We start from the raw sequence: 24067 nt of genomic DNA, 5'->3' as shown, positions 1-24067 counted from the left end.
TCGGCCCCACCAGAGCCTCCGCCGGAGGAAGCCCTGTCAGCAACTTCAGGCATAAAACAACCCTGTAGAAAATTCACTGAATGACGGTCGATTAGCACATCTGCACAACAACCACCACCCCCGAATCCCCTAGCTAGACCCTAGGTCGATTACCACGCAATGCTACCCAACGCTCTTTAATTCCAATTGAATCAAGAATTGAAGAGCTTCCAGACAACTCTCAATATTCAAAATTCCATGCACGAAATCATTTGCCCTCACTGTAAAAAAGCATTCAAGATCGATGAAGCTGGTTACGCTGATATTCAGAAGCAGGTTCGCGACAGCGAGTTTGACAAGCAAAGAGAAGAGCTAGAGAAGCAGTTGCATGAGCGCCTACAATTTGCGGAGCAAGAAAAGTGCAACGCCGTCGCACTGGAAAAAGCCAGAATGGAAAGTGAATTGATGAGCAGCGCCGCCAACAAGGATGCCGAAATCCAAGATCTCAAAAGCCAGCTGGATGCCGCGGCTATGGCCAGCCAACTGGCAGTGGCTCAAGCCCAGAGCGGGTTGGAAAAAGAGCGTGATGCACTGATCAACCAATTAGCCCAAGCACAGAGCGAGCAGCAAAGCGCCGAACAACTGGCTGCTACACGGCTGCAGGCCGAGTTGGAGAAGACTGCTGCGGCCAAAGATGCGGAAATCCAAAAACTCAAGTCTCAGTTGGACGGTGAAGCTGTGGCACGCCAGTTGGCAGTGAGCACCGCTGTCAGCGATGCACAGAAACAGCGCGACGAACTGGCGCAGCAACTGCGCCAAACCCTGCTCGAGCAAAAAGCCCAGGCCGAGCTGGCGCAAGCCCGACTGGAAAGCGAGTTGCAAAAAGCCGCTACGAGCAAAGAGCTTGCGTTGCAAACACTTAAATCTCAACTGGATGCGACGTCGGTTAGCCACCAATTGGCGATTACCGAGGCCGTGGGCAAGGTGCAGCAAGAGCGCGACACTTTTAAAAATGATCTAGATCGCGCTGCGCTGGAAAAGGAGCTGGCCGAAAAATCGCTCAAGGACAAGTACGAAACCCAACTCAAGGACCGAGACGAGGCCATTGAGCGCCTGCGCGACATGAAGGCCAGGCTGTCGACCAAGATGGTGGGCGAGACGCTGGAGCAGCACTGCGACATCGAGTTCAACCGAATCCGCGCCAGCGCTTTCCCGCGCGCGTATTTCGAGAAGGACAACGACGCCAGCAGCGGCAGCAAGGGCGACTTCATCTTCCGCGAGAGCGACGATGCCCAGACCGAGATCGTCTCCATCATGTTCGAGATGAAGAACGAGAACGACCAGACGACCACCAAGAAGAGGAACGAAGACTTCTTCAAGGAGCTGGACAAGGACCGCACGGAAAAAGGCTGCGAGTACGCGGTGCTGGTCTCGCTGCTGGAGCCCGAGAACGAGCTCTACAACAGCGGCATCGTCGATGTCTCGCACCGCTATCCCAAGATGTATGTGGTGCGGCCGCAGTTCTTCATCCCCATGATTACGCTACTGCGCAATGCGGCCATGAACTCGCTGCACTACAAGTCTGAGCTGGCCCTGGTGAAAGCGCAGAACCTGGACATCACACGCTTCGAGAGCCAGTTGGACGATTTCAAGACTGCGTTCGGCCGCAACTGGCGCCTGGCCTCCGATGGTTTCGAGGAAGCCGTCAAGCGCATCGACGAAGCCATCAAGGACCTGGAAAAGACCAAGGAGGCGCTCCACAAGTCGGCCAACAACCTGCGCTTGGCCAATGACAAGGCCGAGGACCTCACCGTCAAGAAGCTTACACGCGGCAACCCGACCATGGCAGCCAAGTTTACCGAGCTGAAGAACGAAGGTTCCACCGCGCCAAATTGACGTGGCAGTAAGCCCACCTGCTGCCGTTCATGTGTAAGGCTCTGAATGAATCAAGCAAGCCTGAAGTCGATGGCTGCTGGCGGGGTTGCGGCTGCGTTCGGGCAAGTGCAGTATTCGGGAGCGTTCCCACAGGCTACGGCTTCACCCAGCAAAGAAAAAGCGCCCGAAGCACAAGGCTCCGGACGCTTTCTCACCCCTATCTACCTGAAGTTGCACTCAACGAAGCCGCGCTTCAGTGGAATTGCTCCTCTTCCGTGGAGCCGGTCAGTGCCTTGACGCTGGACGAGCCACCCTGGATCACCGTGGTCACGTCGTCAAAGTAGCCTGCACCCACTTCCTGCTGGTGCGACACGAAGGTGTAGCCTTGTTCGCGGGCTGCGAATTCGGGCTCCTGCACCATGTTCACGTAGTGCTTCATGCCTTCGCCGTTGGCGTAGGCGTGGGCAAACTTGAACGTGTTGAACCAGTTGATGTGAATGCCGGCCAGCGTGATGAACTGGAACTTGTAGCCCAGCGCAGACAGGTCTTCCTGAAAGGAGGCGATCTGGCTGTCGTTGAGGTTCTTCTTCCAGTTGAACGAAGGGGAGCAGTTGTAGCTCAGCAGCTTGCCTGGGCAGGCGGCATGCACGGCCTGGGCGAACTCGCGGGCAAAGCCGATGTCGGGCACGCCGGTTTCGCACCACACCAGGTCGGCATAGGGCGCATAGGCCACGCCGCGGCTGATGGACTGCTCCAGGCCATTGCGGACACGGTAGAAGCCTTCCTGTGTGCGCTCGCCGGTCAGGAACGGCTTGTCGTTGGCGTCATGGTCGGAGGTGATCAGGTTGGCGGCTTCAGCATCGGTGCGGGCCAGCACGATGGTGGGCACGCCCATCACGTCAGCGGCAAAGCGCGCGGAGATCAGCTTTTCGACGGCTTCCTGGGTGGGCACCAGAACCTTGCCGCCCATGTGGCCGCACTTCTTCACGGCAGCCAGTTGGTCCTCGAAGTGCACGCCGGCTGCGCCAGCGGCAATCATGTTCTTCATCAGTTCGAAGGCGTTGAGCACGCCGCCAAAACCGGCTTCCGCATCGGCAACGATGGGCAGGAAGTAGTCGATGAATTCCTGGTCGCCGGGATTGATGCCGCGGCCCCACTGGATTTCGTCGGCACGCTTGAAGGTGTTGTTGATGCGGCGCACCATGGTGGGCACCGAGTCATAGGCGTACAGCGACTGGTCGGGGTACATGGTTTCGCTGGTGTTGCCATCGGCAGCCACCTGCCAGCCCGACAGGTACACCGCTTCCAGGCCGGCCTTGGCCTGTTGCATGGCCTGGCCTGCGGAGATGGCGCCAAAGGCATTCACATAGCCTTTCTTGGCACCGCCGTTGATCCTGTCCCAGAGCAGTTCCGCGCCACGCTGGGCCAGCGTGTACTCGGGCTGCAGGCTGCCGCGCAGACGCACCACGTCGGCTGCGCTGTAGCCGCGCTTGACACCTTTCCAACGGGGGTTCTGCGCCCAGTCTTTCTCAAGGGCGGAAATCTGCTGCTCGCGGCTCAGTTGCTGGGTCAGGGATTGGGGCATGTTGCTCTCCTGGGAGGTGGTTGAAACAAGCGGCTTTCTTGCGTCGGCCTTGGGATCAAATTTAAGTCTTATAGAAGACCTCGACAACATCTTATGTCTTATACAAGACTAATTTTTTTATCATTTAAATCAACGAGTTATTTTAATATTTCTCAATATGAAATCACATTTCTCGTATTGAGAAAAATTGGCGCAATGCAGCATTTCAATATTTCACAATGCGAAACATGAACCCCATGCCATGAAAAGTCACCACAGCATGGCAAGCGTCCGCGACAGGCACATGTCACGCACGCCGGACGCGCTCACAGGTACCATCGCGCGTTCAGGTGGCGCTCCCGCCTCTCAAACCTGCACTTGCCGTGAACACCTCCCATCGCAGATCTGCCTATGCCTGCCTGGCGCTGAGCATGTCCCTGGTCGGCAGCTATGTCGCCCTCTCCAAGCCCCTGGCGGCCATCTTTCCGGTGCTGCTGCTGGCCTGGCTGCGCTTTGGCATCGGGGCCATCGCCATGCTGCGCTGGCTGCGCAAGCCGGCTGACGAGGCACCCCTGTCTCGGCGCACGCAGGGCCTGCTGTTTCTTGAGTCGCTGTTCGGCAACTTTCTCTTCACCATCTGCATGGTGACTGGCGTGAGCCTGACAAGCGCTGTCACGGCCGGCGTGACCATGGCTGCCATCCCTGCTGCCGTGGCCTTGATGAGCTGGCTGTTTCTGCGCGAGCGCGTGGCTGCGCGCACCTGGCTGGCCATTGCGCTGGCCGTGGCGGGCATCGGCCTGTATGCGCTGTCCCGCCCGGACGCTGGCGCCCCCTCGGCATCATCGGTCTCACCGCAGGCGTGGCTGGGGCAGGCGCTGCTGGTCGGCGCCGTGCTTTGCGAGGCGTTCTACGCCGTCATCGGCAAGCGCCTGACCACATCCCTGGGACCCAAGCGCATCACCTCCATCGTCAATCTCTGGGGATTTGCGCTGTCCACGCCCTTCGGGCTGTACCTGGCGTGGCGCTTCGACTTCGGCAGCGTGACATGGAGCACCTGGGGTCTGCTGCTGTTCTACGCCCTTGCCGCCTGCGTGTGGACCGTGTGGTTGTGGATGACAGGCTTGCGCAACGTGCCAGCCTCCCAGGCCGGCACCTTTACGGTACTGCTGCCGATCAGCGCCGCCGTGGTCGGCATGTGCGTGCTGGGCGAACGGGTCACATCCATGCAGGCGCTGGCCTTTGCGATCGCCCTGCTGGGCATTCTCGTGGCCACCTGGCCGGGCAGAAAACGCCTTGCACAACACCCTTCCGCGAGCGGTGCCAGCCCCCTCTGAAAACGCTGGCGCCGACGGCCAACCTGCCAGTGCGGCCCTCGAAAGCGAGCCAGAATGCAAAAACTCCTCAAAAAACAGCGCCACAGCAACAAATCGAGGCAAAAATTTGACGGGTAAGCTTGGAAGAGCGTTTTTTTCCCATTAGCATCAGCCTGCCAGTGGATAGCGACGGTTTTTCGCTGGTAAAGAATCCACTCCATACTAGGAACAAGCAACATGGCAACTGCAAAGAAGGCAACGGCTGCTCCGGCAGCTCCCGCAAAGAAGCGCACTCCCAACGCCGCCTTCATGAAACCCCTCACCCCCAGCCCCGCTCTGGCTGCCGTGGTGGGTTCCACTCCCCTGCCCCGCACCGAGATCATCAGCAAGCTGTGGGTCTACATCAAGGCCAACAAGCTGCAAGACGCTGCCAACAAGCGCATGATCAACGCCGACGCGAAGCTCAAGGAAGTGTTCGGCAAGCCCCAGGTCTCGATGTTCGAGATGGCTGGCCTGATCGGCAAGCACGTCAAGTAATCCTCGGGCCTGTGCCAAGACGGATGAAAGCCGGCCCCTGGGCCGGCTTTTCTTTTTTCCGGGATGCCATCTCCTCCCCTTGCCGGAGATGCTGCACACCGACAACATTCCAATGCCATGAGCCAAGTGCCCGCGCTGCAAGCCGTTCCCGACGGCATCATCAATCTGGCCGACCACGAGGCGCATGCGCGGCAACGGATGGACGACAACGCCTGGGCCTATTTCTCGGGCGGCGCGGCCGATGAGCGCAGTCTTGCGGCCAACCGCAGCGCCTGGGATGCGCTCACGCTATGGCCGCGCGTGCTCCGCCCCCTTGCAGGCGGTCACACCCGGCTGCAGTTGCTGGGCAGGGAGCTGGCCTGCCCGCTGCTGGTGGCCCCCATGGCCTTCCAGCGCATGGCCCATGCGGACGCAGAGCTTGCAACGGCCTATGCCGCAGCGGCGCTGGGCGCAGGCATGGTGCTCAGCACACAGGCCAGCCTGCCGCTGGAGACAGTGGCACAGGCAGCACGGCTCACTCCTGGCCATGGCCCCTTGTGGTTCCAGCTCTATCTGCAGCACGACCGTGGCTTTACCAGGCAATTGATCAAGCGCGCAGAGGCCGCAGGCTACGAAGCTCTGGTGCTGACGGTGGACGCGCCCACCAGCGGTGTGCGTGACCGTGAACGCCGCGCGCGCTTTTGTCTTCCGCCGGGAGTGTCCGCCGTCAATCTGCAGGGAATGGCGCCACTTGAAGCCATGCGACTCGCACCAGGCCAGAGCGCCCTGTTCGATGGCCTGCTGCACCATGCCCCCACCTGGGATGACGTCGCCTGGCTGCAGCAGCAGACACGGCTGCCGCTGCTGCTCAAGGGCGTGCTCCACCCGGCCGATGCGCTGCAGGCCGCGAGATTGGGAGTAGCGGGCATCATCGTCTCCAACCATGGAGGGCGCACGCTGGACACGGCACCGGCAACGGCAACGGCCCTTGCCCGCGTGGCCGGGGCCATGCGCGGCGCGGGCCATGAACTGCCGTTGCTGGCCGACGGGGGCATACGGCGCGGCACAGACGTGCTCAAGGCGGTCGCCCTCGGTGCGACGGCGGTTCTGATAGGCCGCCCCGTACTTTGGGGCCTGGCCAACGCAGGCGCCGCCGGCGTGGCCCATGTTCTGAGGCTGCTGCGCGATGAACTGGAGATCGCCATGGCGCTGACAGGGTGCGCCACCCTTGGCCAGGCCACTGTGGAACTACTGGATACCGAGTAAAGCCGAGCACCATACAGCCCTACAGACAACCAAGAATTGCAAATGCGATGAATTCTCATTTATAATTTTTCATCCTATCAATAGCCAGCCACTACTGCCTGTAGCCATGATCGTCTGTGTATGCCGCCGGGTTTCCGACCGTGAGATCGCACGCCACGCTCATGCGGGCATGAGCTTTGACGAGATCCAATTCGAATTGGGTATCGCCATGCAGTGCGGCCGCTGCGAAAGCTGCGCCCGGGATGTGGTTGCGCAATGCTGCGCCAGCCAGCCCGTGGCGGCCATCCACAACGAGGTCGCGGCCCAGACCGTCCAGCTTGCCAACAACATTCTGGAGAGCAAAGCATGGTCCTCCTCTCAGCACTTGTCGGCAGCCTGATCCTCGTCGTTACATGCACCTGGTGGATTCTGCGCAGCTGATACTCCGTCTTCCGAGCGACAGCACCCGGCTCCCATACGCTGACCGCTCCTTCTGTCTCTATGTCCCAGTCTGATCGTTTTGGCCCCCCCGGGGGCCTTGGCCGTAACGTGGCCATCGCGGGTTCGGTCGTGGTCCTGCATGCAGCAACCCTTTGGGCGATGCAGCATGGCCTGCTCCAGCGCGCACCTGAAGAGGTCATCGTGCCAGCCCAGGTGATTGCGGAATTCATTTCGCCACCCGCGCCCGAGCCCGAGGCGCCCAAGCCCCCTCCTCCGCCACCGCCGCCCAAGCCCCAGCCGGTCGTGAAGAAGGCGCCGCCGCTGCCCAAGGCCATTGCCGACCCCAAGCCCGCACCGGCAGCGCCGCGCGGCACGCTGGAGGACGAGCCCAAGCCCGTGGTGGAAGCACCGCCGGCCCCCCCCGCCCCTCCTGCGCCGCCAGCGCCTCCCGCTCCCCCGGCACCACCGGCTCCGCCCAAGATCGAATTGCCGTCCAACAATGCGGCCTACCTCAACAACCCGGCCCCCAACTACCCCGCCATCAGCAGGCGCATGGGGGAACAGGGAACGGTCACGCTGCGCATCTTCGTGGACGCGCAAGGCCTGCCTCAAAAGATCGAGGTCAGCAAATCCAGCGGCTACGACCGTCTGGACCAGCAGGCCGTGGACGGCGTCAAGAACTGGAAATTCGTCCCCGGCAAGAGCAACGGCACGCCAACCCCCATGTGGGTCACCGTCCCGGTCAAATTCACCCTCAATTGATTCTCAGGAGTATCCATGGATTCCCAATTCGGCATTGCCCACGTCTGGACGCAGGGAGACTTCGTCACCCGTGCCGTCGCCATCATCCTGCTGGCCATGTCGGTGGCCTCTTGGCTCGTGATGATCATCAAGGCCCTGGACATCGTGAAGTTCAAGAAGCTGGCGCGCAACGCCCAGGACTTCTGGCACAGCCCCGACCTGGCCAGCGGCCTGGAAAAGCTGGGCAATGACCGCTCCAACCCCTTCCGCTACCTGGTGCTCGAAGGCCGCGAAGCCACCGCCCACCACCGCAAGACCAGCGCCCACCTGCATGACACGCTGGACATCAGCGACTGGGTGACCCGCTGCATGCGCAACGGCATCAGCGAGTTCACCGCCCGCCTGCAATCGGGCCTGGCCATTCTGGCTTCCGTGGGCTCGACCGCTCCCTTCATCGGCCTGTTCGGCACCGTCTGGGGCATCTACCACGCGCTGGTCGCCATCGGCCTGTCCGGCCAGTCCTCGATCGACAAGGTTGCGGGCCCCATCGGCGAAGCGCTGATCATGACCGCTCTGGGTCTGGCCGTGGCGATTCCGGCCGTGCTCGGCTACAACGCCGTGGTGCGTGGCAACAAGTCCATCCTCAACGCCCTCAACAGCTTTGCCCACGACATGCACGCCTACTTCGTGACCGGCGCCCGCGTGTCCATCGACGGCAAGGAAGCCGGCAATGTGCTGCCGCTGAAGAAAGGCGCGTAAGCCATGGCATTCGGAACAATGGACGATGACGGCGAAGAGGTGATGAACGAGATCAACATGACGCCGCTGGTCGACGTCATGCTGGTGCTCCTGATCATCTTCATCATCACCGTGCCGGTGATGAAGCATTCGGTGAACGTGGACCTGCCCCGCGCCACCAACCAGCCCGAGGACGTCAAGCCCGCCACCGTGCGCCTGGCTGTCTCCGCCGATGGCCAGTACCACTGGAATGGCGTTGCCGTCAGCGATACGCAGTTCGAGGAGAACCTCAAGGCCGAGGCGGCCAAGGAGCCGCAACCTGACCTGCACATTCAGGGTGACAAGGAAGTGCGCTACGAGCGCGTGGCCCAGGCCATGGCCGCCGCACAGCGTGCAGGCGTGCGCAAGATCGGCTTCGTGACGGACCCGGCCAAGTAGGCCGTGGCAGGAGGCCCTCCTTGCCTGGCGATCAACGACAACGGCCCTTCGGGGCCGTTTTCCATTTCCGGGCACAGGCAGTGCGCCAAGTTGCAGGGATAGGACCGGTCCCAGAAACCACAATGCGAGTAAGTCTCACTTGATTTTCAATTGAGAATTGTTATCATTCACAAAACTTTCCAATTTTTGAGGAATTCCCTGCATGTCTGCCACTTCCGCCGCCACCTCGCATCTGTCCGGCAACTCCAACGCCCAGGCCTTTGCAGCGCTGCAGGCCGCAGCATCTGCAGCCCTGACCGGGGCCGCCAGCGGACTCGACAGCACCTTGCTGCTCAATGGACAAAAGGCTGTGACCATCGTGCACAACGGCACCCCCTACCGCCTGCAGGCCACCAAGCTGGGCAAGCTCATCCTGACCAAGTAAGCAAGATTCCGGCCGCCGGTCGGCCAATGCCCGACCGACGGCTTCTTCGTTTCATCGTGGGGCGACCTTGGGACTTCCAGTCTCAGAGGTCGATTAGCCAGCCAACAAAATTTCCGGATTTTGCGTAGCCAAGCTTTTTTTCCTCGCGCTGCAGCGCAGATTGACCAAAGAAAAAGCCCCTGGGCATCGGCACAGGGGCTTTTTCTTGGCTCCATGGATCAGTCCCCAGGGACCGATTCATGCAGCATGGGTGCACCAGGGGCTATCGCAGCTACTACAGGCCCAGAGCAGCAATGCCGGCGCTGGCGACCTGCGCATCCTCGCTGGCCTTGACGCCGCTGACGCCCACGGCGCCCAGGCATTGGCCGTCCTTCATGATGGCCACGCCACCTTCGAGCAGGCCGTCCAGCGTAGGCGCGCTCAGGAAGGCCGTGCGGCCGTTGTTGATCATGTCTTCATAGCCCTTGGTATCGCGGCGGCCCAGGGCCGCCGAGCGGGCCTTGGACGGAGCGATGTGGGCCGACACGGCGGCGGCGCCATCCAGGCGCTGCAGCCACAGCAGGTGGCCGCCGTCATCGACGATGGCAATGGTCACGGCCCAATTGTTCTTCAGCGCCTCGGCTTCTGCGGCGGCGGCAATGGCCTTCACGTCGGCCAGTTCGAGTTCATGCTTGGTCTTCATAAGATTCCAATTATCCATTCCATCACAAATGTCCTATAAGCATAGCAATCATGTGAGGACTGACAATGCATGCGCAGAACAAAACATTCGAAACCAAACCATGGCGGCGGCTCGGGGTATTGCAGGCCGCGCGCAAGGCGCCACCTAGAATGGGCAAGTCGCAACAACACTCCTTAGGAGGACTGGCCACATGAATGATCAAGTCACCACACTGGGCTCTGCGGGCTACGGTGTCTCGCAGCAAGAGCGCAATCGCGTATTGCGCAACACCTACTGGCTGCTGGCCCTGAGTCTTCTCCCCACCGTGCTGGGCGCTTGGCTGGGCGTGGCCACGGGCATCACGCGCTCGCTGAGCGGCGGGTTGGGGCTGATCGTCTTCCTGGGCGGCGCCTTCGGCTTCATGTTCGCCATCGAGAAGACAAAGCACTCGGCAGCCGGCATTCCCGTGCTCCTGGGCTTCACGTTCTTCATGGGCCTGATGCTGTCGCGCATGATCGGCATGATCCTGGGTTTCAAGAACGGCTCCGAGCTGATCATGACCGCCTTTGCAGGCACGGCCGGCGTGTTCCTGGTCATGGCCTCGCTGGCCACGGTGATCAAGCGCGACCTGTCGGGCATGGGCAAGTTCCTGTTCGTCGGCGTGCTGGTGCTGTTCGTGGGCTCCATCATCAACGTCTTCATCGGCTCCACGGCCGGCATGATGGCGATCTCGGTGGCGGCCATCGGCATTTTCAGCGCCTACATGCTCTATGACCTCAAGCAGATCATGGACGGCGGCGAGACCAACTACATCAGCGCCACGCTGGCTCTGTACCTGGACCTGTTCAACGTGTTCCAGAGCCTGCTGGCCCTGCTGGGTATCATGGGCGGCGAACGCGACTGATGCCGCGCGCGGAAGGCTTCACCTTCCCTGCTGCACACCAAAGGCCTCCTTCGGGAGGCCTTTTGCATGTCCGTGACCCGTCCTGACCTGGGTTGACACCTTTTCCTCTCAGAAAAGGCAAATCAATGGAATCAAGGGTCAAACGCACGCAGCGGGACTACACGCTGGCTTTTAAGCTGTCGGTGGTCGATCAGGTGGAAAAAGGCGATCTCACGTACAAACAGGCCCAGGAGCGCTACGGCATCCAGGGCCGTTCGACCGTGTTGGTGTGGCTGCGCAAGCATGGTCGCCAAAACTGGAGTTCGGCATCATCCGGGCTTGCCATGCCAGTACCGATCAAGAAGCCCTCATCTGCACCTGCTGCACCGCTGACTCCCGAGCAGAAGATCAAGGCCCTCGAAGTCCAGCTTCGCGAAGCCAACGAGAAGGCCCAACTGTTCGAGGCGGTGATCGATGTCCTGAAGAAGGACTACGGGGTGCGCATCGTAAAAAAGCCTTTGGGCAAGTCCTCTCGCAAAAGCTCCTCCCGGGGCTGAGCGTGGCGAGGGCTTGCCGCCATTGGGGCGTCAGCCGCCAAGCCTACTACCAGCAGTTGCAGCATCAGCAGCAACGCTGTGCGCGTGCCGACACCGTGATCGAGCTCGTTCGCGACGTGCGCCTGCGTCAGCCCCGGTTGGGCGCGCGCAAGCTGCACCATCTGCTCGCGCAGCCGCTGCAGCACGCCGGCGCGAGCCTGGGGCGCGATGCGTTGCTGGACGTGCTGCGCGAGGCGCGCATGCTGGTGGCGCCGAAGCGGGCGTATCACAAAACCACCGACAGCCATCATCGGTTTCGACGCCATCCCAACTTGCTCAAGGAGGGGCCGCATCAAGTCCGAGCGACTGCCAGCGAGCAGGTGTGGGTGGCCGACATCACGTACTTGCCCACCGACCAGGGGTTCGTCTATCTCAGCCTGGTCACTGATGCGTGGTCGCGCAAGATCGTGGGCCATCATGTGCACGACAGCCTGCACACCGGGCAGGTCAGCCGGGCGCTGAAGGTGGCGCTCAACGGCCGCCAGACGCAGCAAATGCTGGTGCATCACTCGGACAGGGGCATCCAGTACTGCTCGAATGACTATCAGGAGATTCATCGGCGCCACGGCATTGCCTGTTCGATGACTGACGGCTACGACTGCTATCAGAACGCGCTGGCCGAGCGCGTCAACGGGATCTTGAAGATGGAGTTCCTGCTGCATCGGCCTGCCGATCTGGCCCAGGCCAGCCGGATGGTCCAGCAGGCCGTGCAGATCTACAACCAGGAAAGACCGCACCTGTCCCTAAAATTGAAAACGCCCGATGAGGTTCATCGGGCGTCTCTGGCCGGCTGGATTACGCCGGATCGGTGTCCTTCATAGGTGTCAACCTATGGCAGGACGGGTCACCGGGATCATCATTTGTGCAAAGCGGACTCAACTTCTTCCAGCGCCTGCCGATAATCTCGTCAAGATGACCATGCCTAATCTTCCCCGCACCTTCGCCATCCTGCTGCTGCCCACGCTGCTCGCCGGCTGCAAGCTGGATGATATTCCGGGCCTGGGACCGGACCCCCGCACCGTCGCCAAGGAGGCCGAGGCCAAGGCCATCGGCGGGGCGTGCCGCCATGCCCTGCGCGGGCTGGAGGATTGCTACACGCTCAACCCCAAATCGTCCAAGGCCCTGGTGTTTGCAGGCTGGAAGGATATGGACGAGTACATGCGCGCCAACAAGATGGAGGGCACGCCTTCGGTCCTGGGCCAGAGCGACCGCCGCCGCAGCGACAAGGACGAGGCGCCTGCCGAGCCGACCTCAGGCCGCAATCGCAGCTGACCCCTTTTGGGATCCGGATCTGAGATCTGAGATCTGAGATCCGGGTTCGCCCATTAAAAAGCCGTGGCCGCCCGAGGGCTCCACGGCTTTTTTCATGGCACGGGCAGCCAGGTCGTCAGTCTGCGCAGCGCTCGAACACCGCCATGCTCTCCACGTGGGCCGTGTGCGGGAACATATTGACCACGCCCGCCGACACGCAGCGATAGCCGGCCAGATGCACCAGAAGGCCGGCATCGCGCGCCAACGTTGCGGGATTGCAGCTGACATAGACGATGCGCTCTGGAAAGCGCCAGGCCTCATGCCCTGCCGGCAGGGGCTCGGCGCCTTCGGCACCGATGCGCGCCTGGTGGATGTCGGCCAGGGCCTTGGACAGCGCAAACGCGCCTTCGCGCGGCGGATCGACCAGCCACTTGCCGGCCACGCCGTCGGCGAACAGCATCTCGGGCGTCATCTCGAACAGGTTGCGCGCCACAAAGCGCGTGGGCGCGAGCTTGTCTCCCTCTGCGCGCTGTGCGTTGTTGGCCGCGTAGTTTTCATGGGAGCGCTTGACCAGCGTATCGCTGCCCTCGATGCCCAGCACCTCGCGCGCCTGCGTGGCCAGGGGAAGGGTGAAGTTGCCCAGACCGCAGAACCAGTCGATCACGCGCTCATCCTTCTTGACATCCAGCAGGCGCAGCGCGCGCGTGACCAGCACGCGGTTGATGTGCGGATTGACCTGGGTGAAGTCCGTGGGCTTGAACGGCATGGTGATGCCGAAATCAGGCAGGCCATAGTCGAGCTGGGCGCCTCCCTGCTCCATGAGGTGCACGGTGTCCGGGCCCTTGGGCTGCAGCCACCACTGAACGTTGTGCTCGGCTGCGAAAGCGCGGAGCCTGGCCTGGTCGTCCTCGGACAGCGGCTCCAGATGACGCAGCACCAGGGCCGTGACGGAATCGCCGCAGGCGACCTCGATCTGCGGGCAGGTTTCGCGCGCATCCATGGAGGCGATCAGCGCGCGCATGGGCAGCAGCATGGCGTCCACATGGGGCGGCAGGATCTTGCAGGTCTCCATGTCGGCGATGTAGCGGCTCTTGCGCTCGTGAAAGCCCACCAGCACCTTGCCCTTCTTGGCCACATAGCGCACCGACAGGCGCGAGCGGAAGCGGTAGGCCCAGGACGGGCCCTCGATGGGGCGCAGCAGCGTCTCGGGCTTGACCTTGGCCAGATGCCAGAGATTGTCTTCCAGCACGCGCTGCTTGATGGCCACCTGGGCGCCCACGTGCAGATGCTGCATCTTGCAGCCGCCGCAGGCACCGGCGTGCAGGCCGAAATTCGGGCAGCCGGGACGCACGCGCTGGGAGGATTCGCGGTGGATGGCCGTCAGGCTGGCAGCTTCCCAGTTGTTCTTCTTGCGATGGGTGTTGGCGCTGACCAGTTCGGTAGGCAGGGCGCCGTCGATGAATACCACCTTGCCATCGCTCTTGCGGGCCACGCCCTGGGCGTCCATATCCATGGACAGCACCTGCAGCCAGCCTTCAGGCAGTGCAGGGGCGTCGGTGTCGGCTTCGGGCAGGTTGTCGGGGATCTTGTTGTCGCGGGGTTCACTCATGGGGCACGATTGTCTCAGGCTCTCCCCTTGCCCTGTTGGCGGCTCCCCAAAAAAGCCCCCAACTCGCTTTTGCCTCTCAGGATCGCGGAGTGCTGCTGCGGCCCAGGTCCCGCTGCCGCTCCTGACGCGCCCGGGCCAGTTGCTCGCGTTCGGCCAGCAGGTTGATTTCGGTGATGCAGTTGAATTCGTCCAGCGTGAACACCATGGTGGCGCCGCGCTCGATCTTGTCCACGGTCTGGTGCAGCGGCAAGGTCAGGTCCACCGGCGGGCGGTTGGAGCGGTAGATCAGCTCCTGCTCGGGCGTGTAGATGGAATAGCAGGCGGCAGACGCGGCCTGCGCCAGCGCGCAGGCGGCCAGCACGGTGATGGCACGCAGGTTTTGCACAGCAGTCATGGTGTTCCCCTCAAAACGGCGACCCGCCTGCGTATGTACTGGGTGGCAGGCCAGGCTGCCCAGCATTATGGAGCAGCACATGCCCCGCCCCCGCCCCTGCAGCGGCGGCCTCCGCGCCGGGCAGGCTTGGAATCTTCGGTTTTCTGAAATTTCTCTCTTGACAGAAATTTCAGGCCTTCAGACACTGATGCCATGCAACTGAGTCCCATCGCAAACCGTTTCATCCACCACTGGGGCGACATGGGCAGCGCCTGGGGAGTGAACCGCACGGTCGCCCAGATCCACGCCCTGCTGTTCTTCCATGGCCGCCCGCTCAACGCGGAAGAAATTGCCGACACGCTGGGCGCCGCCCGCTCCAACGTGAGCAACAGCCTCAAGGAACTGCAAGGCTGGGAGCTGATCCGCACCAGCCGCAGGCCCGGCGACCGCCGCGACTACTTCGAGACCTCGTCCGATGTCTGGGAGCTGCTGCGCACCATCGTGCGAGAGCGCAAGCAGCGCGAGTTCGACCCGACCTCGGAGATGCTGCGCGAGCTGATTGCCGAGCCTGGCTTCGACGCCGAATCCCCCGACACCCAGGACCGCGTGCACGAGACGCTGCGCCTCATGGAGTCACTGGGCATCTGGACCGATGAAATGCTGCGGCTGTCACCCTCCACGCTGGACAAGCTGCTGCGCCTGGGCGCCAGCGTGCAGCGCTTCGTGCGCTCCGAGGCCGCTGACACCCGCGTCAAGCGCGGACGCCGAGCCTGAAATTTCCGTCACAAGAGAAACTGGAGATCACCATGCGCATCCTGGTCTGCGGCGGCACGGGCTTCATCGGCCGCCATATCGTCAACCTGCTGGCCCTGGCCGGCCATGATCCCGTGGCGCGCAGCCGCCATTCCCTGCCTGCGCTCGACTACGCCAAGGCCACCACGCCCGACGCCTGGCTGCCGCACCTGGCGGGCGTGGACGCCGTGGTCAATGCCGTGGGCGTGCTGCGCGACAGCGCCTCCCGGCCCATCGATGCCATGCACGCCCAGACCCCCATCGCCCTGTTCGATGCCTGCGCGGCGGCCGGCGTGCGGCGCGTGGTGCAGATATCGGCCCTGGGCATAGAGGGCAGTGCCACGCGCTACGCCACCACCAAGCGCACCGCTGACGAGCATCTGCTGGCACTCACGGCGGCGGGCCACCTGCAAGGCTGCGTGGTCCGCCCCAGCGTGGTGTTCGGCGCTGGCGGCGCCAGCAGCGAGATGTTCCTGTCCATGGCGCGCCTGCCGGCGCTGCTGCTGCCGCGCCCCGTGCTGCAGGCCCGCGTGCAGCCGGTGGCCGTGCGCGACCTGGCCGAGGCCGTGGCCGGCCTGGTGACGCGCCCCGAGCCCGTGGGCATGATCGAGATCGGCGGCCCCCTGCCCTTGCCGCTGGCCGCACTGATTGCCAGCCTGCGCGCGCAAATGGGCCGCGCTCCGGCCCGCGTGGGCACGCTGCCCGGCTGGCTCAGCCGCGCCAGCGCACGCGCTGGCGACTGGGTCAGCGCCTCACCCTGGTGCAGCGAGACATTGGCACTGCTGGCCAGCGACAACGTCACCGATCCGGCTGGCCTGCAAGGCCTGCTGGGCCGGCCCGGCATTGCGCCCTCCCAACTGCTGTCCACCTTGCGCCATGGATGAGCGCCGCTCCCGCACCGTTCCAGCGCCGCTGCGCACCATGCACTTGAGCCTGATCGCCGTCTGGCTGGGCACGGCCCTGGTCAGTGCCATCGAGCACCGGGGCCTGAGCGTGCAGGTGCTGGCCAATGCCGGCGTCCACGATGCGCGCTGGCAGACATTCCTGATCTGGAGCGGCCTGCTCGCCGACCTGGCCATGGGCCTGGCGCTGTGGCTGCAGCCCGGCCGCAAGAGCTATCTGGCGGCCCTGCTGCTGATGGCCGCCATGACCGTGCTGGCCACGGCGCTGCAGCCCACGCTGTGGCTGCATCCGCTGGGTCCACTGCTCAAGAACCTGCCGATCGCAGCCATGCTGCTGCACCTGATGTCGGCGCCCGTCACGTCCAAGGAGTCCGCATGAATCTCTACCTGTTGCTCAAGACGCTGCATATCGCGTCCAGCGTGCTGCTGGTCGGCACCGGCCTGGGCTCGGCCTTCTACATGTTCTTCGCCAACCGCAGCGGCAGCGTCGCTGCCCAGGCCGTGGTCAGCCGCCTGGTGGTGCGTGCGGACTGGTGGTTCACCACGCCCTGCGTGGTCATACAGCCTGTGAGCGGCATTGCCCTGGCCCACATGGCGGGCTGGCCGTTGACCACGCCGTGGCTGGCACTGTCGCTGGGCCTGTACCTGCTGGCCGGCGCCTGCTGGCTGCCCGTGGTCTGGCTGCAGGTGCGCATGGCCGCCATGGCGCGCGGCGCGCATGCAGCGCAGGCCGCCCTGCCCGCGCTGTATGCCGTCTACGCCCGGCGCTGGGAGGCGCTGGGCTATCCGGCCTTCATTGCCATGGCCGTGACCTACTACCTCATGGTCAACAAGCCGATGCTCTGGGGCGGTTGAGCATCGGCAGCACCTTCAGTGCCTGGCCTCAGAGCTTGGCCTCAGAGCTTGGCAATGGACACTTCGGTGGACTTGACCAGGGCCACCACATCGGAGCCCACGACCAGGCCCAGCTCGTCCACCGAGCGCGTGGTGATCACCGAGGTGACCACGCCCCAGGGCGTTTGCACATCGACTTCGGAGACAACGTCGCCTCGGATGATTTCGCGCACCTGGCCCTTGAACTGGTTGCGCACGTTGATGGCTTGAATGGACATGTTTTTCTCCTGGGGATCAAAAGGAATCAAAGGAAGGTTGGGGAAAACGAAAAGTCAGACCGCCCAGCGCAGGCCATGGGCCGGTACGCCGGGCCAGGCCGTGGTGTCGGTCAGCGGATTGGATTCGGGCTCGGCGGCGGGCTTTTGCAGCACGCGGTCGAGAATGCGCTGCTCGATGGCCGCCAGCGCCACGCTGCCGTGCACGCGCGGCCGTGGCAGGGCGATGCGTTCGTCCAGCGCAATGCGGCCGTCCTCGATCAGCACCACGCGGTCGGCCAGGGCCACGGCCTCCTGCACATCGTGCGTGACCAGCAGGGCCGTGAAGCCGTGGCGCTGCCACAGGCCTTCGATCAGGCGGTGCATCTCTATGCGGGTGAGCGCATCGAGCGCACCCAGCGGCTCGTCCAGCAGCAGCAATTGCGGGCGGTGCACCAGGGCGCGCGCCAGGGCCACGCGCTGGCGCTGGCCGCCGGACAGGCGCGCCGGCCATTCGCCCTCGCGATCTGCCAGGCCGACCTGGGCCAGCACCTCGCGGCCCCGCTCCTGGGCCGAGGCGGGCAGGCCCAGCGTCACATTGGCCAGCACACGCCGCCAGGGCAGCAGGCGCGCGTCCTGGAACATGATGCGCGTGCCGCCCTGCGCGCCCTGCACGGCGCGGGCGGGCTCGCCGTCCAGCAGCAAGGTGCCGGCCGTGGCCTGCTCCAGCCCCGCCACCAGGCGCAGCAAGGTGCTCTTGCCGCAGCCGCTGCGGCCCACGATGGCGACAAACTCGCCAGGCTCCACCTGCAGCTGCACTTCGTGCAGCACCTCGCGCTGGCCGTAGCGCTTGGTCAGCCCGCCGGCCTGCAGGCGCACGCCACGGCGCGGTGCGGATTGGGGGGATGCGGACTGCGGCGCATCGTCGTTCTGGGCCAGGCGGTCGCTGACGTCCAGGCCATCGGCGTCGAACGAGGCCTCCCAGGCCATCGCCGGCGCGGTGGTGTTCAGCTCCACGGCCTGTGCCAGCGTGGTCTTCATGCGGTTCCATCGGCTCATGTCGTGCTCCTTGTGTCACTTGGGCTGGTAGCCCGGATGCCAGCGCAGCCACCAGTGCTCCAGCGCACGCGCAAACCAGTCGGCCAGCTTGCCCAGCAGGGCGTACAGCAGGATGCCGACCAGCACCACGTCGGTCTGCAGGAACTCGCGGGCATTCATGGTCAGGTAGCCGATGCCCGACTGCGCCGAAATGGTCTCGGCCACGATGAGGATCACCCACATCAGGCCCAGCGAAAAACGCAGGCCGACGAGGATGGAGGACAGCGCGCCCGGCAGGATGACCTCGCGGTACAGCTGCCAGCGCGTGAGGCCGTAGCTGCGCCCCATCTCGATCAGCGCCGGGTCCACGTTGCGAATGCCGTGGAAGGTGTTGAGGTAGATGGGAAAGAACACCGACACGCTGATCAGGAACAGCTTGGCGCTCTCGTCGATGCCGAACCACAGGATGACCAGCGGAATCAGCGCCAGCGCGGGGATGTTGCGCACCATCTGGATGGTGGAGTCCAGCAGCGTCTCCGCCCAGCGCAGCGAGCCCGTGAGCAGGCCCAGTGCCAGCCCCAGCCCGCCGCCGATGGCCAGGCCGCCCAGCGCGCGGCCCGCGCTCACCTGCACATGCTTGAGCAGCTCTCCCGACTCGGCCAGCGCCTGCGCGGCGCGCAGCACATCCAGCGGAGCGGGCAGCACCCGCGTGGACAGCCATCCCCACGCCGAGGCGGCCTGCCAGACGGCGATCAGCGCCAGCGGCACCAGCCAGGGCACCAGGCGGCGGCCCACGCCGGCCGCAAAGCGCAGCAGCGGCGACCAGGAATCGCCGGCCGGGGGGGCCGAAGAGGCCGGCAGCGCAGTAACGGTACGTGCATCGGACATGCGTGACTCCCTCAGCTTTGCGACGCGCGCGGCGAGTACAGGTTGGCAACGGTCTCGCCCAGGGGCCCGCCCACGCCGCCAGCCAGCCTGTCGCGCACGGACAGCGGCAGCAGCGGGAAGACCAGTTCGGCAAAGCGGTAGGCCTCTTCCAGGTGCGGATAGCCGGACAGCACGAAGGTGTCTATGCCCAGGTCCGCGTACTCCTTGATGCGGTCGGCCACGGTCTGCGCATCGCCCACCAGGGCCGTGCCCGCGCCGCCGCGCACCAGGCCCACGCCGGCCCAGAGGTTGGGGCTGATCTCCAGCTCGGCCCGCGTGCGGCGGCTGCCGCCGGCATGCAGGGCGGCCATGCGGCGCTGGCCTTCCGAGTCCATGCGCGCGAAGGCGGCCTGGGCCTGGACCACGGTCTCGTCCTTGAGGCGGCTGATCAGGCGATCGGCATCGGCCCAGGCCTCGTCCTCGGTCTCGCGCACGATGACGTGCAGGCGGATGCCGAACTTCACGCTGCGGCCATGGCGCGCCGCCTTCTCGCGCACATCGGCAATCTTCCTGGCCACCTCGGCCGGGGGCTCGCCCCAGGTCAGGTAGGCATCGACCTGCTCGGCAGCCAGGTCGTGCGCGGCCTCGGATGAACCGCCGAAGTACACGGGCGGATACGGCTTTTGCAGCGGCGGGAACAACAGCTTGGCGCCCTTGACCGAGAGGTGTTCACCTTCGTAGTCGAGCGTGCCGCCCTCATGGCTGCGCTCAAGGATCTCGCGCCAGATGCGGATGAACTCGGCCGATTGCTCATAGCGCTGCGCATGGTCGAGGAAGACGCCGTCGCCCTCCAGCTCGGCGCGGTCGCCGCCCGTGACCAGGTTGATCAGCAGCCGCCCGCCCGACAGGCGGTCGAACGAGGCCGCCATGCGCGCCGCCAGGCTGGGCTGGTGCAGGCCGGGCCGCACGGCGACCAGGAACTTCAGGCGCCTGGTGACCGGAATCAGGCTGGAGGCCACGACCCAGGGGTCCTCGCAGGAGCGGCCCGTGGGAATCAGCACGCCCTCGTAGCCCAGGCTGTCGGCCGCGATGGCGACCTGCTTGACATAGTCGTGGCTGAGCGGGCGGGCGCCCTCGGCCGTGCCGAGGTAGCGGCTGTCGCCGTGGGTGGGAATGAACCAGAAAACCTGCATGCGCTGCTCCAGTCAGGGGACGGAATCGAGGAAGGAAATCAAAGGGCGGAAGAGGGGCGTGCCGCCGCCGGCTCGGCCAGCCGCGCGTACTCGGCCGCCGAGGGCCGCCAGACGATGTCGGCCACCTGTACCTGGCGCGGAATCAGGCCCAGCCGAAAAAACGCATCGGCCACGCGCTGCTGGTCCACCACGGTCTGCGCAGCCAGCAGGCCCACGGGGGAGCTGGGCCGGCGCGCAATGAAGCGGCTGACCACCGCCGCATCCAGGCCGCTGAAGCCGGCCACCAGGGCCACGGCCTCCTGGCGTGCGCTCTGGGCCAGGCGATCGGCGCGCGTGAGCTCGTCGAACAGCGCGCGCAGCACCTGCGGATGGCGTTCCACCAGTCCGCGCGCGGCCAGGTAGAACGAGGCGTTGCCCGACAGGCCTTCGCCATTGGCCAGCACGCGCGGGCGAATCGCCAGCTCGGTGGCCGCGTAGAACGGGTCCCAGATGGCCCAGGCATCCACGCTCTTGCGCTCGAAGGCGGCGCGCGCATCGGCCGGGGCCAGGTACACGGGCTGGATCTCGTTCCAGGCCAGGCCCGCCTTGTCCAGCGCACGCACCAGCAGGTAATGGGCGCTGGAGCCTTTTTGCAGCGCCACGCGCCGGCCCTTGAGGTCGGCCAGGGCGCGCAGCGGCGAGTCCGACGGCACGAGGATGGCCGAGCTTTCGGGCTTGGGCGGCTCGGCGCCCACGTACAGCAGGTCGCGGCCCGCGGCCTGGGCAAAGACCGGGGGTGAATCGCCGGTCAGGCCGAAATCCAGACTGCCTGCGGCCAGGGCCTCCAGCAGTTGGGGGCCGGCCGGAAACTCCAGCCAGCTGACCTTGGTGCCCGCAAAGCGCTTTTCCAGCACGCCCTGCTGCTTGAGGATGACCAGGTTGACGGCCGACTTCTGGTAGCCGATGCGCAACTGCTCGGGCCCGGCCACGGCGGCCGGCGTCTCGGCGCGTGCGTACTGGCCGGCCAGGCTCCAGCTGAAGGCGGTGGTGCCCAGCAGTTGCAGGGCCTGGCGGCGCACGCGGTCCAGGCGGGGCTTCTTGGAATTGGCATTCATGGTGCGGACTCCTTGCAGTGGGCTCAGGGGCGCGACGCGATCAGGTCCACCGGCGCGGCATGCAGCAGGTTGAGCTTGCGGGGGATGAGCTTGAGCTCGAAGAAGGTGTCGGCGATCTGCTGCTGCTCGGCCAGGATCTCGCGCGTCACGGACGAGGTGCCGAAGCGGGCACGGCTCAGGTACAGCTCGGTGATGGACTTGTCCAGGCCCAGGATGCTGGACAGCTCGGCGGCGGCGGCCGTCTGGTTCTTCGAGGCCCAGCGGTCAATCCCATCGACCTCTTCGATGGCAATGCGCAGCACATCGGCATTGCGCGTGGCGAAATCGCGCGAGGTGAAGTAGTAGGCGCGGTTGTTGACCACGCCCGTGGCATCGGCCAGCAGGCGGGCGTCCAGCGTCTTTTGCGCGGCAGCCAGGAAGGGGTCCCAGATCAGCCAGGCATCGACGGAGCCGCGCTCGAAGGCGGCGCGCGCATCGGCCGGCGCCAGGAAGACGGACTGCACATCGCCGTACTTCAAGCCATGCTTTTCCAGCAGCTTGACCAGGAAGTACTGCACGTTCGAGCCCTTGTTGTAGGCCACGCGCTTGCCCTTGAGGTCCTGCACGCTGCGGATGGGCGAGTCCTTGGGCACGATCACCGCCTCCAGCCCGGGGCGCGGCACGGTGGCGCCCGCATAGACCAGGGGTGCGCCTGCGGCCTGCGCAAAGATGGGCGGGGCCTCGCCCACATCGCCGAAGTCGATGGAGCCCACGTTCAGCGCCTCCAGCTGCACGGGGCCGGCGTTGAACTCGATCCAGCGCACCGACACGCCCAGCGGCGCCAGCCGCTTTTCCAGCGTGCCCCGGCTCTTCAGGATGGACAGCCAGCCCTTTTGGTGGCCCACGCGCAGCACGCGGTCACCCGCCTTGTCCTGGGCCAGGGCCGGGCCGCCCACCGTGGCGACTGCTGCGGCAAGGCCCGCGCCCAGCAGTTGGCGTCGGCGCCAGCTGGCTGTGTGTCGGGGGAAAGAATCGAACGAGACCATGACGGACATCCTTGGAAGAGTGGTGCGTGGTGCAGGCAAAGCGCTGCCCATGCATGCGCGCGGCATGCAGCCAGAAAACAAAAAAAGGGAAGGCGGAGCAAGGGGCGGCCGCCTGCAGGACCAGGCCTGCAGACGCGCCGCACGGAGTCGTCAGGTGCTACATCGCCGGCTGGCGAAGGCCATGGTCTCGAAGCGAGGAAAAGAGCTGGATGCCACCACGCCTGCCACCCCTGCCTTGTGCATCCGCACGCCTGCCTGCGCCGTGCGGCGCGCGGCCTGCAAAGAGTGGCGGGAGGTCAGGAAGATGGACATGGCGGATCGTGGTAGTTGGCAGCGGTCTGGGAAAGCGGGTGAATTCAGTGGGTGGGCGCCGGCCGGGCCGGCGCGCCGCACTCACTTCTTGGTGTAGATCTGGTCGAAGCTGCCGCCATCGGCAAAGTGGTCCTTGTCGGCCTTGGCCCAGCCGCCGAAGGCCTGGTCGATGGTGACCAGCTCCAGCTTGGGGAACTTGTCCGCGAACTCGGCCTTGACCTTGGCATCCGTGGGACGGTAGTAGTTGCGGCCGGCGATGCGCTGGCCTTCCTCGGAGTACAGGTACTTCAGGTACTCCTCGGCCACGGCGCGCGTGCCCTTCTTGTCCACGACCTTGTCGACCACGGCCACCGAAGGCTCGGCCAGGATGGACAGCGAAGGCACGACGATCTGGAACTTGTCGGGACCGAACTCCTTGAGTGCCAGGAAGGCCTCGTTCTCCCAGGCCAGCAGCACGTCGCCCACGCCACGCTGCACGAAGGTGATGGTGGCGCCGCGCGCGCCCGTGTCCAGCACGGGCACGTTCTTGAACAGCTTGCCGATGAAGTCCTTGGCCTGTGCGTCGCCGCCGTACTTGCGCTTGGCGAATTCCCAGGCGGCCAGGTAGTTCCAGCGCGCACCGCCGCTGGTCTTGGGGTTGGGCGTGATCACCTGCACGCCGGGCTTGACCAGGTCGTCCCAGTCCTTGAGGTTCTTGGGATTGCCCTTCTTCACCAGGAAGACGATGGTGGAGCTGTAGGGCGCCGAGTTGTGCGGCAGGCGCTTTTGCCAGTCGGCCTTGAGCAGGTTGCCGTTCTTGACCAGGGCGTCGATGTCGCCGGCCAGCGCCAGCGTGGCCACGTCGGCGTCGATGCCGTCGATGATGGAACGCGCCTGCTTGCCCGAGCCGCCGTGCGACTGCTTGACGCTCACGTCCTGGCCGCTCTTGGCCTTCCAGTGCTTGGCGAAGGCCTGGTTGTATTCCACGTACAGCTCGCGCGTCGGATCGTAGGAGACATTGAGCAGTTGCACCGACTGGGCCAACGCCGGCAGAGCCGACAGGGTCAAGCCCGCGATCAGGCCGGCGGCGACAGGAAACTTGATAAAGTGGCGGCGAATTTTCATTGGAG

Annotated in this window: 28 protein-coding genes; 16 read left to right on the top strand and 12 right to left on the bottom strand. The window is 64.6% G+C overall.

The features are described 5' to 3' along the window. Positions 1 to 510: 510 nt before the first annotated feature. The gene (locus ACFPFG_RS29540; protein WP_218827082.1) at positions 511 to 1875 is read left to right on the top strand and encodes a DUF2130 domain-containing protein; all 1365 of its coding nucleotides are present in this window, start codon (positions 511 to 513) and stop codon (positions 1873 to 1875) included. A gap of 232 nt (positions 1876 to 2107) precedes the next feature. Here ACFPFG_RS29540 and aceA read toward each other — a convergent pair whose 3' ends face one another. Continuing rightward, on the bottom strand, positions 2108 to 3439 hold the full coding sequence (gene aceA, locus ACFPFG_RS29535) for an isocitrate lyase (RefSeq protein WP_183020598.1): 1332 nt from the start codon (positions 3437 to 3439) through the stop codon (positions 2108 to 2110). A gap of 362 nt (positions 3440 to 3801) precedes the next feature. On the opposite strand from aceA, the gene ACFPFG_RS29530 reads away from it, so the two are divergent. The 8 genes from ACFPFG_RS29530 (at position 3802) to hemP (ending at position 9274) form a co-directional block, all read left to right on the top strand. Beyond that, positions 3802 to 4752, top strand: coding sequence for a DMT family transporter (locus ACFPFG_RS29530; protein ID WP_312378330.1), 951 nt, complete (start codon positions 3802 to 3804; stop codon positions 4750 to 4752). Between the two features lie 216 nt (positions 4753 to 4968). Further along, positions 4969 to 5268: an SWIB/MDM2 domain-containing protein gene (locus ACFPFG_RS29525; protein WP_012206418.1), complete on the top strand. Its 300-nt coding sequence runs from the start codon at positions 4969 to 4971 to the stop codon at positions 5266 to 5268. Positions 5269 to 5385: 117 nt separating this feature from the next. Then, entirely contained in the window at positions 5386 to 6513 is a 1128-nt protein-coding gene (locus ACFPFG_RS29520; RefSeq protein WP_197955838.1) for an alpha-hydroxy acid oxidase, read from the top strand. 106 nt (positions 6514 to 6619) lie between these two features. Beyond that, positions 6620 to 6892 (top strand): (2Fe-2S)-binding protein, encoded by a 273-nt coding sequence (locus ACFPFG_RS29515; protein WP_012206420.1) that lies wholly within the window; start codon positions 6620 to 6622, stop codon positions 6890 to 6892. Positions 6893 to 6993: 101 nt separating this feature from the next. After that, positions 6994 to 7695 (top strand): energy transducer TonB, encoded by a 702-nt coding sequence (locus tag ACFPFG_RS29510; protein WP_197955837.1) that lies wholly within the window; start codon positions 6994 to 6996, stop codon positions 7693 to 7695. 15 nt (positions 7696 to 7710) lie between these two features. Continuing rightward, complete coding sequence (locus ACFPFG_RS29505) at positions 7711 to 8433, top strand: MotA/TolQ/ExbB proton channel family protein (RefSeq protein WP_207443366.1); 723 nt, start codon at positions 7711 to 7713, stop codon at positions 8431 to 8433. Between the two features lie 3 nt (positions 8434 to 8436). Further along, positions 8437 to 8850, top strand: a complete 414-nt coding sequence (locus tag ACFPFG_RS29500; RefSeq protein ID WP_013801671.1) for an ExbD/TolR family protein — start codon at positions 8437 to 8439, stop codon at positions 8848 to 8850. Between the two features lie 202 nt (positions 8851 to 9052). Next, complete coding sequence (gene hemP / locus ACFPFG_RS29495; protein WP_012206424.1) at positions 9053 to 9274, top strand: hemin uptake protein HemP; 222 nt, start codon at positions 9053 to 9055, stop codon at positions 9272 to 9274. A gap of 274 nt (positions 9275 to 9548) precedes the next feature. Here the strand turns inward: hemP and ACFPFG_RS29490 are convergent, their stop codons facing one another. Continuing rightward, entirely contained in the window at positions 9549 to 9956 is a 408-nt protein-coding gene (locus ACFPFG_RS29490) for a heme-binding protein (RefSeq protein WP_183019761.1), read from the bottom strand. Positions 9957 to 10146: 190 nt separating this feature from the next. On the opposite strand from ACFPFG_RS29490, the gene ACFPFG_RS29485 reads away from it, so the two are divergent. From ACFPFG_RS29485 to ACFPFG_RS29475, 3 genes are all read left to right on the top strand, one after another. Next, positions 10147 to 10839: a Bax inhibitor-1/YccA family protein gene (locus tag ACFPFG_RS29485; RefSeq protein ID WP_012206426.1), complete on the top strand. Its 693-nt coding sequence runs from the start codon at positions 10147 to 10149 to the stop codon at positions 10837 to 10839. 125 nt (positions 10840 to 10964) lie between these two features. Further along, positions 10965 to 12235 (top strand): IS3 family transposase gene (locus ACFPFG_RS29480; RefSeq protein ID WP_380106692.1). Its coding sequence is split into 2 segments (ribosomal slippage): positions 10965 to 11324 and positions 11327 to 12235, totalling 1269 coding nucleotides; the frame shifts between segments, so codons are not numbered across the junction. A 97-nt stretch (positions 12236 to 12332) separates the two neighbouring features. Further along, positions 12333 to 12686 (top strand): hypothetical protein, encoded by a 354-nt coding sequence (locus ACFPFG_RS29475; protein ID WP_380109445.1) that lies wholly within the window; start codon positions 12333 to 12335, stop codon positions 12684 to 12686. A 115-nt stretch (positions 12687 to 12801) separates the two neighbouring features. Here ACFPFG_RS29475 and rlmD read toward each other — a convergent pair whose 3' ends face one another. Further along, positions 12802 to 14274, bottom strand: a complete 1473-nt coding sequence (gene rlmD, locus ACFPFG_RS29470) for a 23S rRNA (uracil(1939)-C(5))-methyltransferase RlmD (RefSeq protein ID WP_312378351.1) — start codon at positions 14272 to 14274, stop codon at positions 12802 to 12804. Between the two features lie 76 nt (positions 14275 to 14350). After that, a complete protein-coding gene (locus ACFPFG_RS29465; protein WP_197955835.1) occupies positions 14351 to 14668 on the bottom strand; it encodes a hypothetical protein in 318 nt (105 codons plus the stop codon). A gap of 192 nt (positions 14669 to 14860) precedes the next feature. Here ACFPFG_RS29465 and ACFPFG_RS29460 point away from each other — a divergent pair, with 192 nt between their 5' ends. The 4 genes from ACFPFG_RS29460 to ACFPFG_RS29445 are packed head-to-tail and all read left to right on the top strand — an operon-like array spanning position 14861 to position 17196. Next, positions 14861 to 15421: a GbsR/MarR family transcriptional regulator gene (locus tag ACFPFG_RS29460; RefSeq protein ID WP_380109443.1), complete on the top strand. Its 561-nt coding sequence runs from the start codon at positions 14861 to 14863 to the stop codon at positions 15419 to 15421. Positions 15422 to 15453: 32 nt separating this feature from the next. Next, positions 15454 to 16323 (top strand): NAD-dependent epimerase/dehydratase family protein, encoded by an 870-nt coding sequence (locus tag ACFPFG_RS29455; RefSeq protein WP_380109440.1) that lies wholly within the window; start codon positions 15454 to 15456, stop codon positions 16321 to 16323. Next, positions 16316 to 16720 carry a DoxX-like family protein gene (locus ACFPFG_RS29450; RefSeq protein ID WP_380109438.1) on the top strand — a complete coding sequence of 135 codons (405 nt, stop codon included), beginning with the start codon at positions 16316 to 16318 and terminating at the stop codon, positions 16718 to 16720. Before ACFPFG_RS29455 ends, ACFPFG_RS29450 begins: the two co-directional genes overlap by 8 nt. Continuing rightward, positions 16717 to 17196: a DUF2269 family protein gene (locus tag ACFPFG_RS29445; protein ID WP_012206433.1), complete on the top strand. Its 480-nt coding sequence runs from the start codon at positions 16717 to 16719 to the stop codon at positions 17194 to 17196. The genes ACFPFG_RS29450 and ACFPFG_RS29445 overlap by 4 nt, the downstream gene beginning before the upstream one ends. A gap of 41 nt (positions 17197 to 17237) precedes the next feature. Here the strand turns inward: ACFPFG_RS29445 and ACFPFG_RS29440 are convergent, their stop codons facing one another. From ACFPFG_RS29440 to ACFPFG_RS29405, 8 genes are all read right to left on the bottom strand, one after another. After that, complete coding sequence (locus tag ACFPFG_RS29440; RefSeq protein WP_012206434.1) at positions 17238 to 17453, bottom strand: TOBE domain-containing protein; 216 nt, start codon at positions 17451 to 17453, stop codon at positions 17238 to 17240. 54 nt (positions 17454 to 17507) lie between these two features. Then, on the bottom strand, positions 17508 to 18488 hold the full coding sequence (locus tag ACFPFG_RS29435; RefSeq protein WP_199138146.1) for an ATP-binding cassette domain-containing protein: 981 nt from the start codon (positions 18486 to 18488) through the stop codon (positions 17508 to 17510). A 15-nt stretch (positions 18489 to 18503) separates the two neighbouring features. After that, the gene (gene ssuC, locus ACFPFG_RS29430) at positions 18504 to 19355 is read right to left on the bottom strand and encodes an aliphatic sulfonate ABC transporter permease SsuC (protein WP_034395338.1); all 852 of its coding nucleotides are present in this window, start codon (positions 19353 to 19355) and stop codon (positions 18504 to 18506) included. An 11-nt stretch (positions 19356 to 19366) separates the two neighbouring features. After that, positions 19367 to 20527, bottom strand: coding sequence for an FMNH2-dependent alkanesulfonate monooxygenase (ssuD, locus tag ACFPFG_RS29425; protein ID WP_312378363.1), 1161 nt, complete (start codon positions 20525 to 20527; stop codon positions 19367 to 19369). 38 nt (positions 20528 to 20565) lie between these two features. Beyond that, positions 20566 to 21621, bottom strand: a complete 1056-nt coding sequence (locus ACFPFG_RS29420; protein ID WP_016448336.1) for an aliphatic sulfonate ABC transporter substrate-binding protein — start codon at positions 21619 to 21621, stop codon at positions 20566 to 20568. A 23-nt stretch (positions 21622 to 21644) separates the two neighbouring features. Next, positions 21645 to 22646 carry a sulfonate ABC transporter substrate-binding protein gene (locus ACFPFG_RS29415; RefSeq protein ID WP_380109434.1) on the bottom strand — a complete coding sequence of 334 codons (1002 nt, stop codon included), beginning with the start codon at positions 22644 to 22646 and terminating at the stop codon, positions 21645 to 21647. 150 nt (positions 22647 to 22796) lie between these two features. After that, positions 22797 to 22958 (bottom strand): hypothetical protein, encoded by a 162-nt coding sequence (locus ACFPFG_RS29410; RefSeq protein WP_380109433.1) that lies wholly within the window; start codon positions 22956 to 22958, stop codon positions 22797 to 22799. An 81-nt stretch (positions 22959 to 23039) separates the two neighbouring features. After that, positions 23040 to 24062: a sulfate ABC transporter substrate-binding protein gene (locus ACFPFG_RS29405; RefSeq protein WP_012206440.1), complete on the bottom strand. Its 1023-nt coding sequence runs from the start codon at positions 24060 to 24062 to the stop codon at positions 23040 to 23042. Positions 24063 to 24067: the final 5 nt, after the last annotated feature.

Origin of the sequence: Delftia deserti, assembly GCF_042653485.1 — a bacterium.
Taxonomy (GTDB): Bacteria; Pseudomonadota; Gammaproteobacteria; order Burkholderiales; family Burkholderiaceae_C; genus Comamonas; species Comamonas acidovorans.
This window is presented reverse-complemented; position numbering and strand designations above follow the sequence as displayed.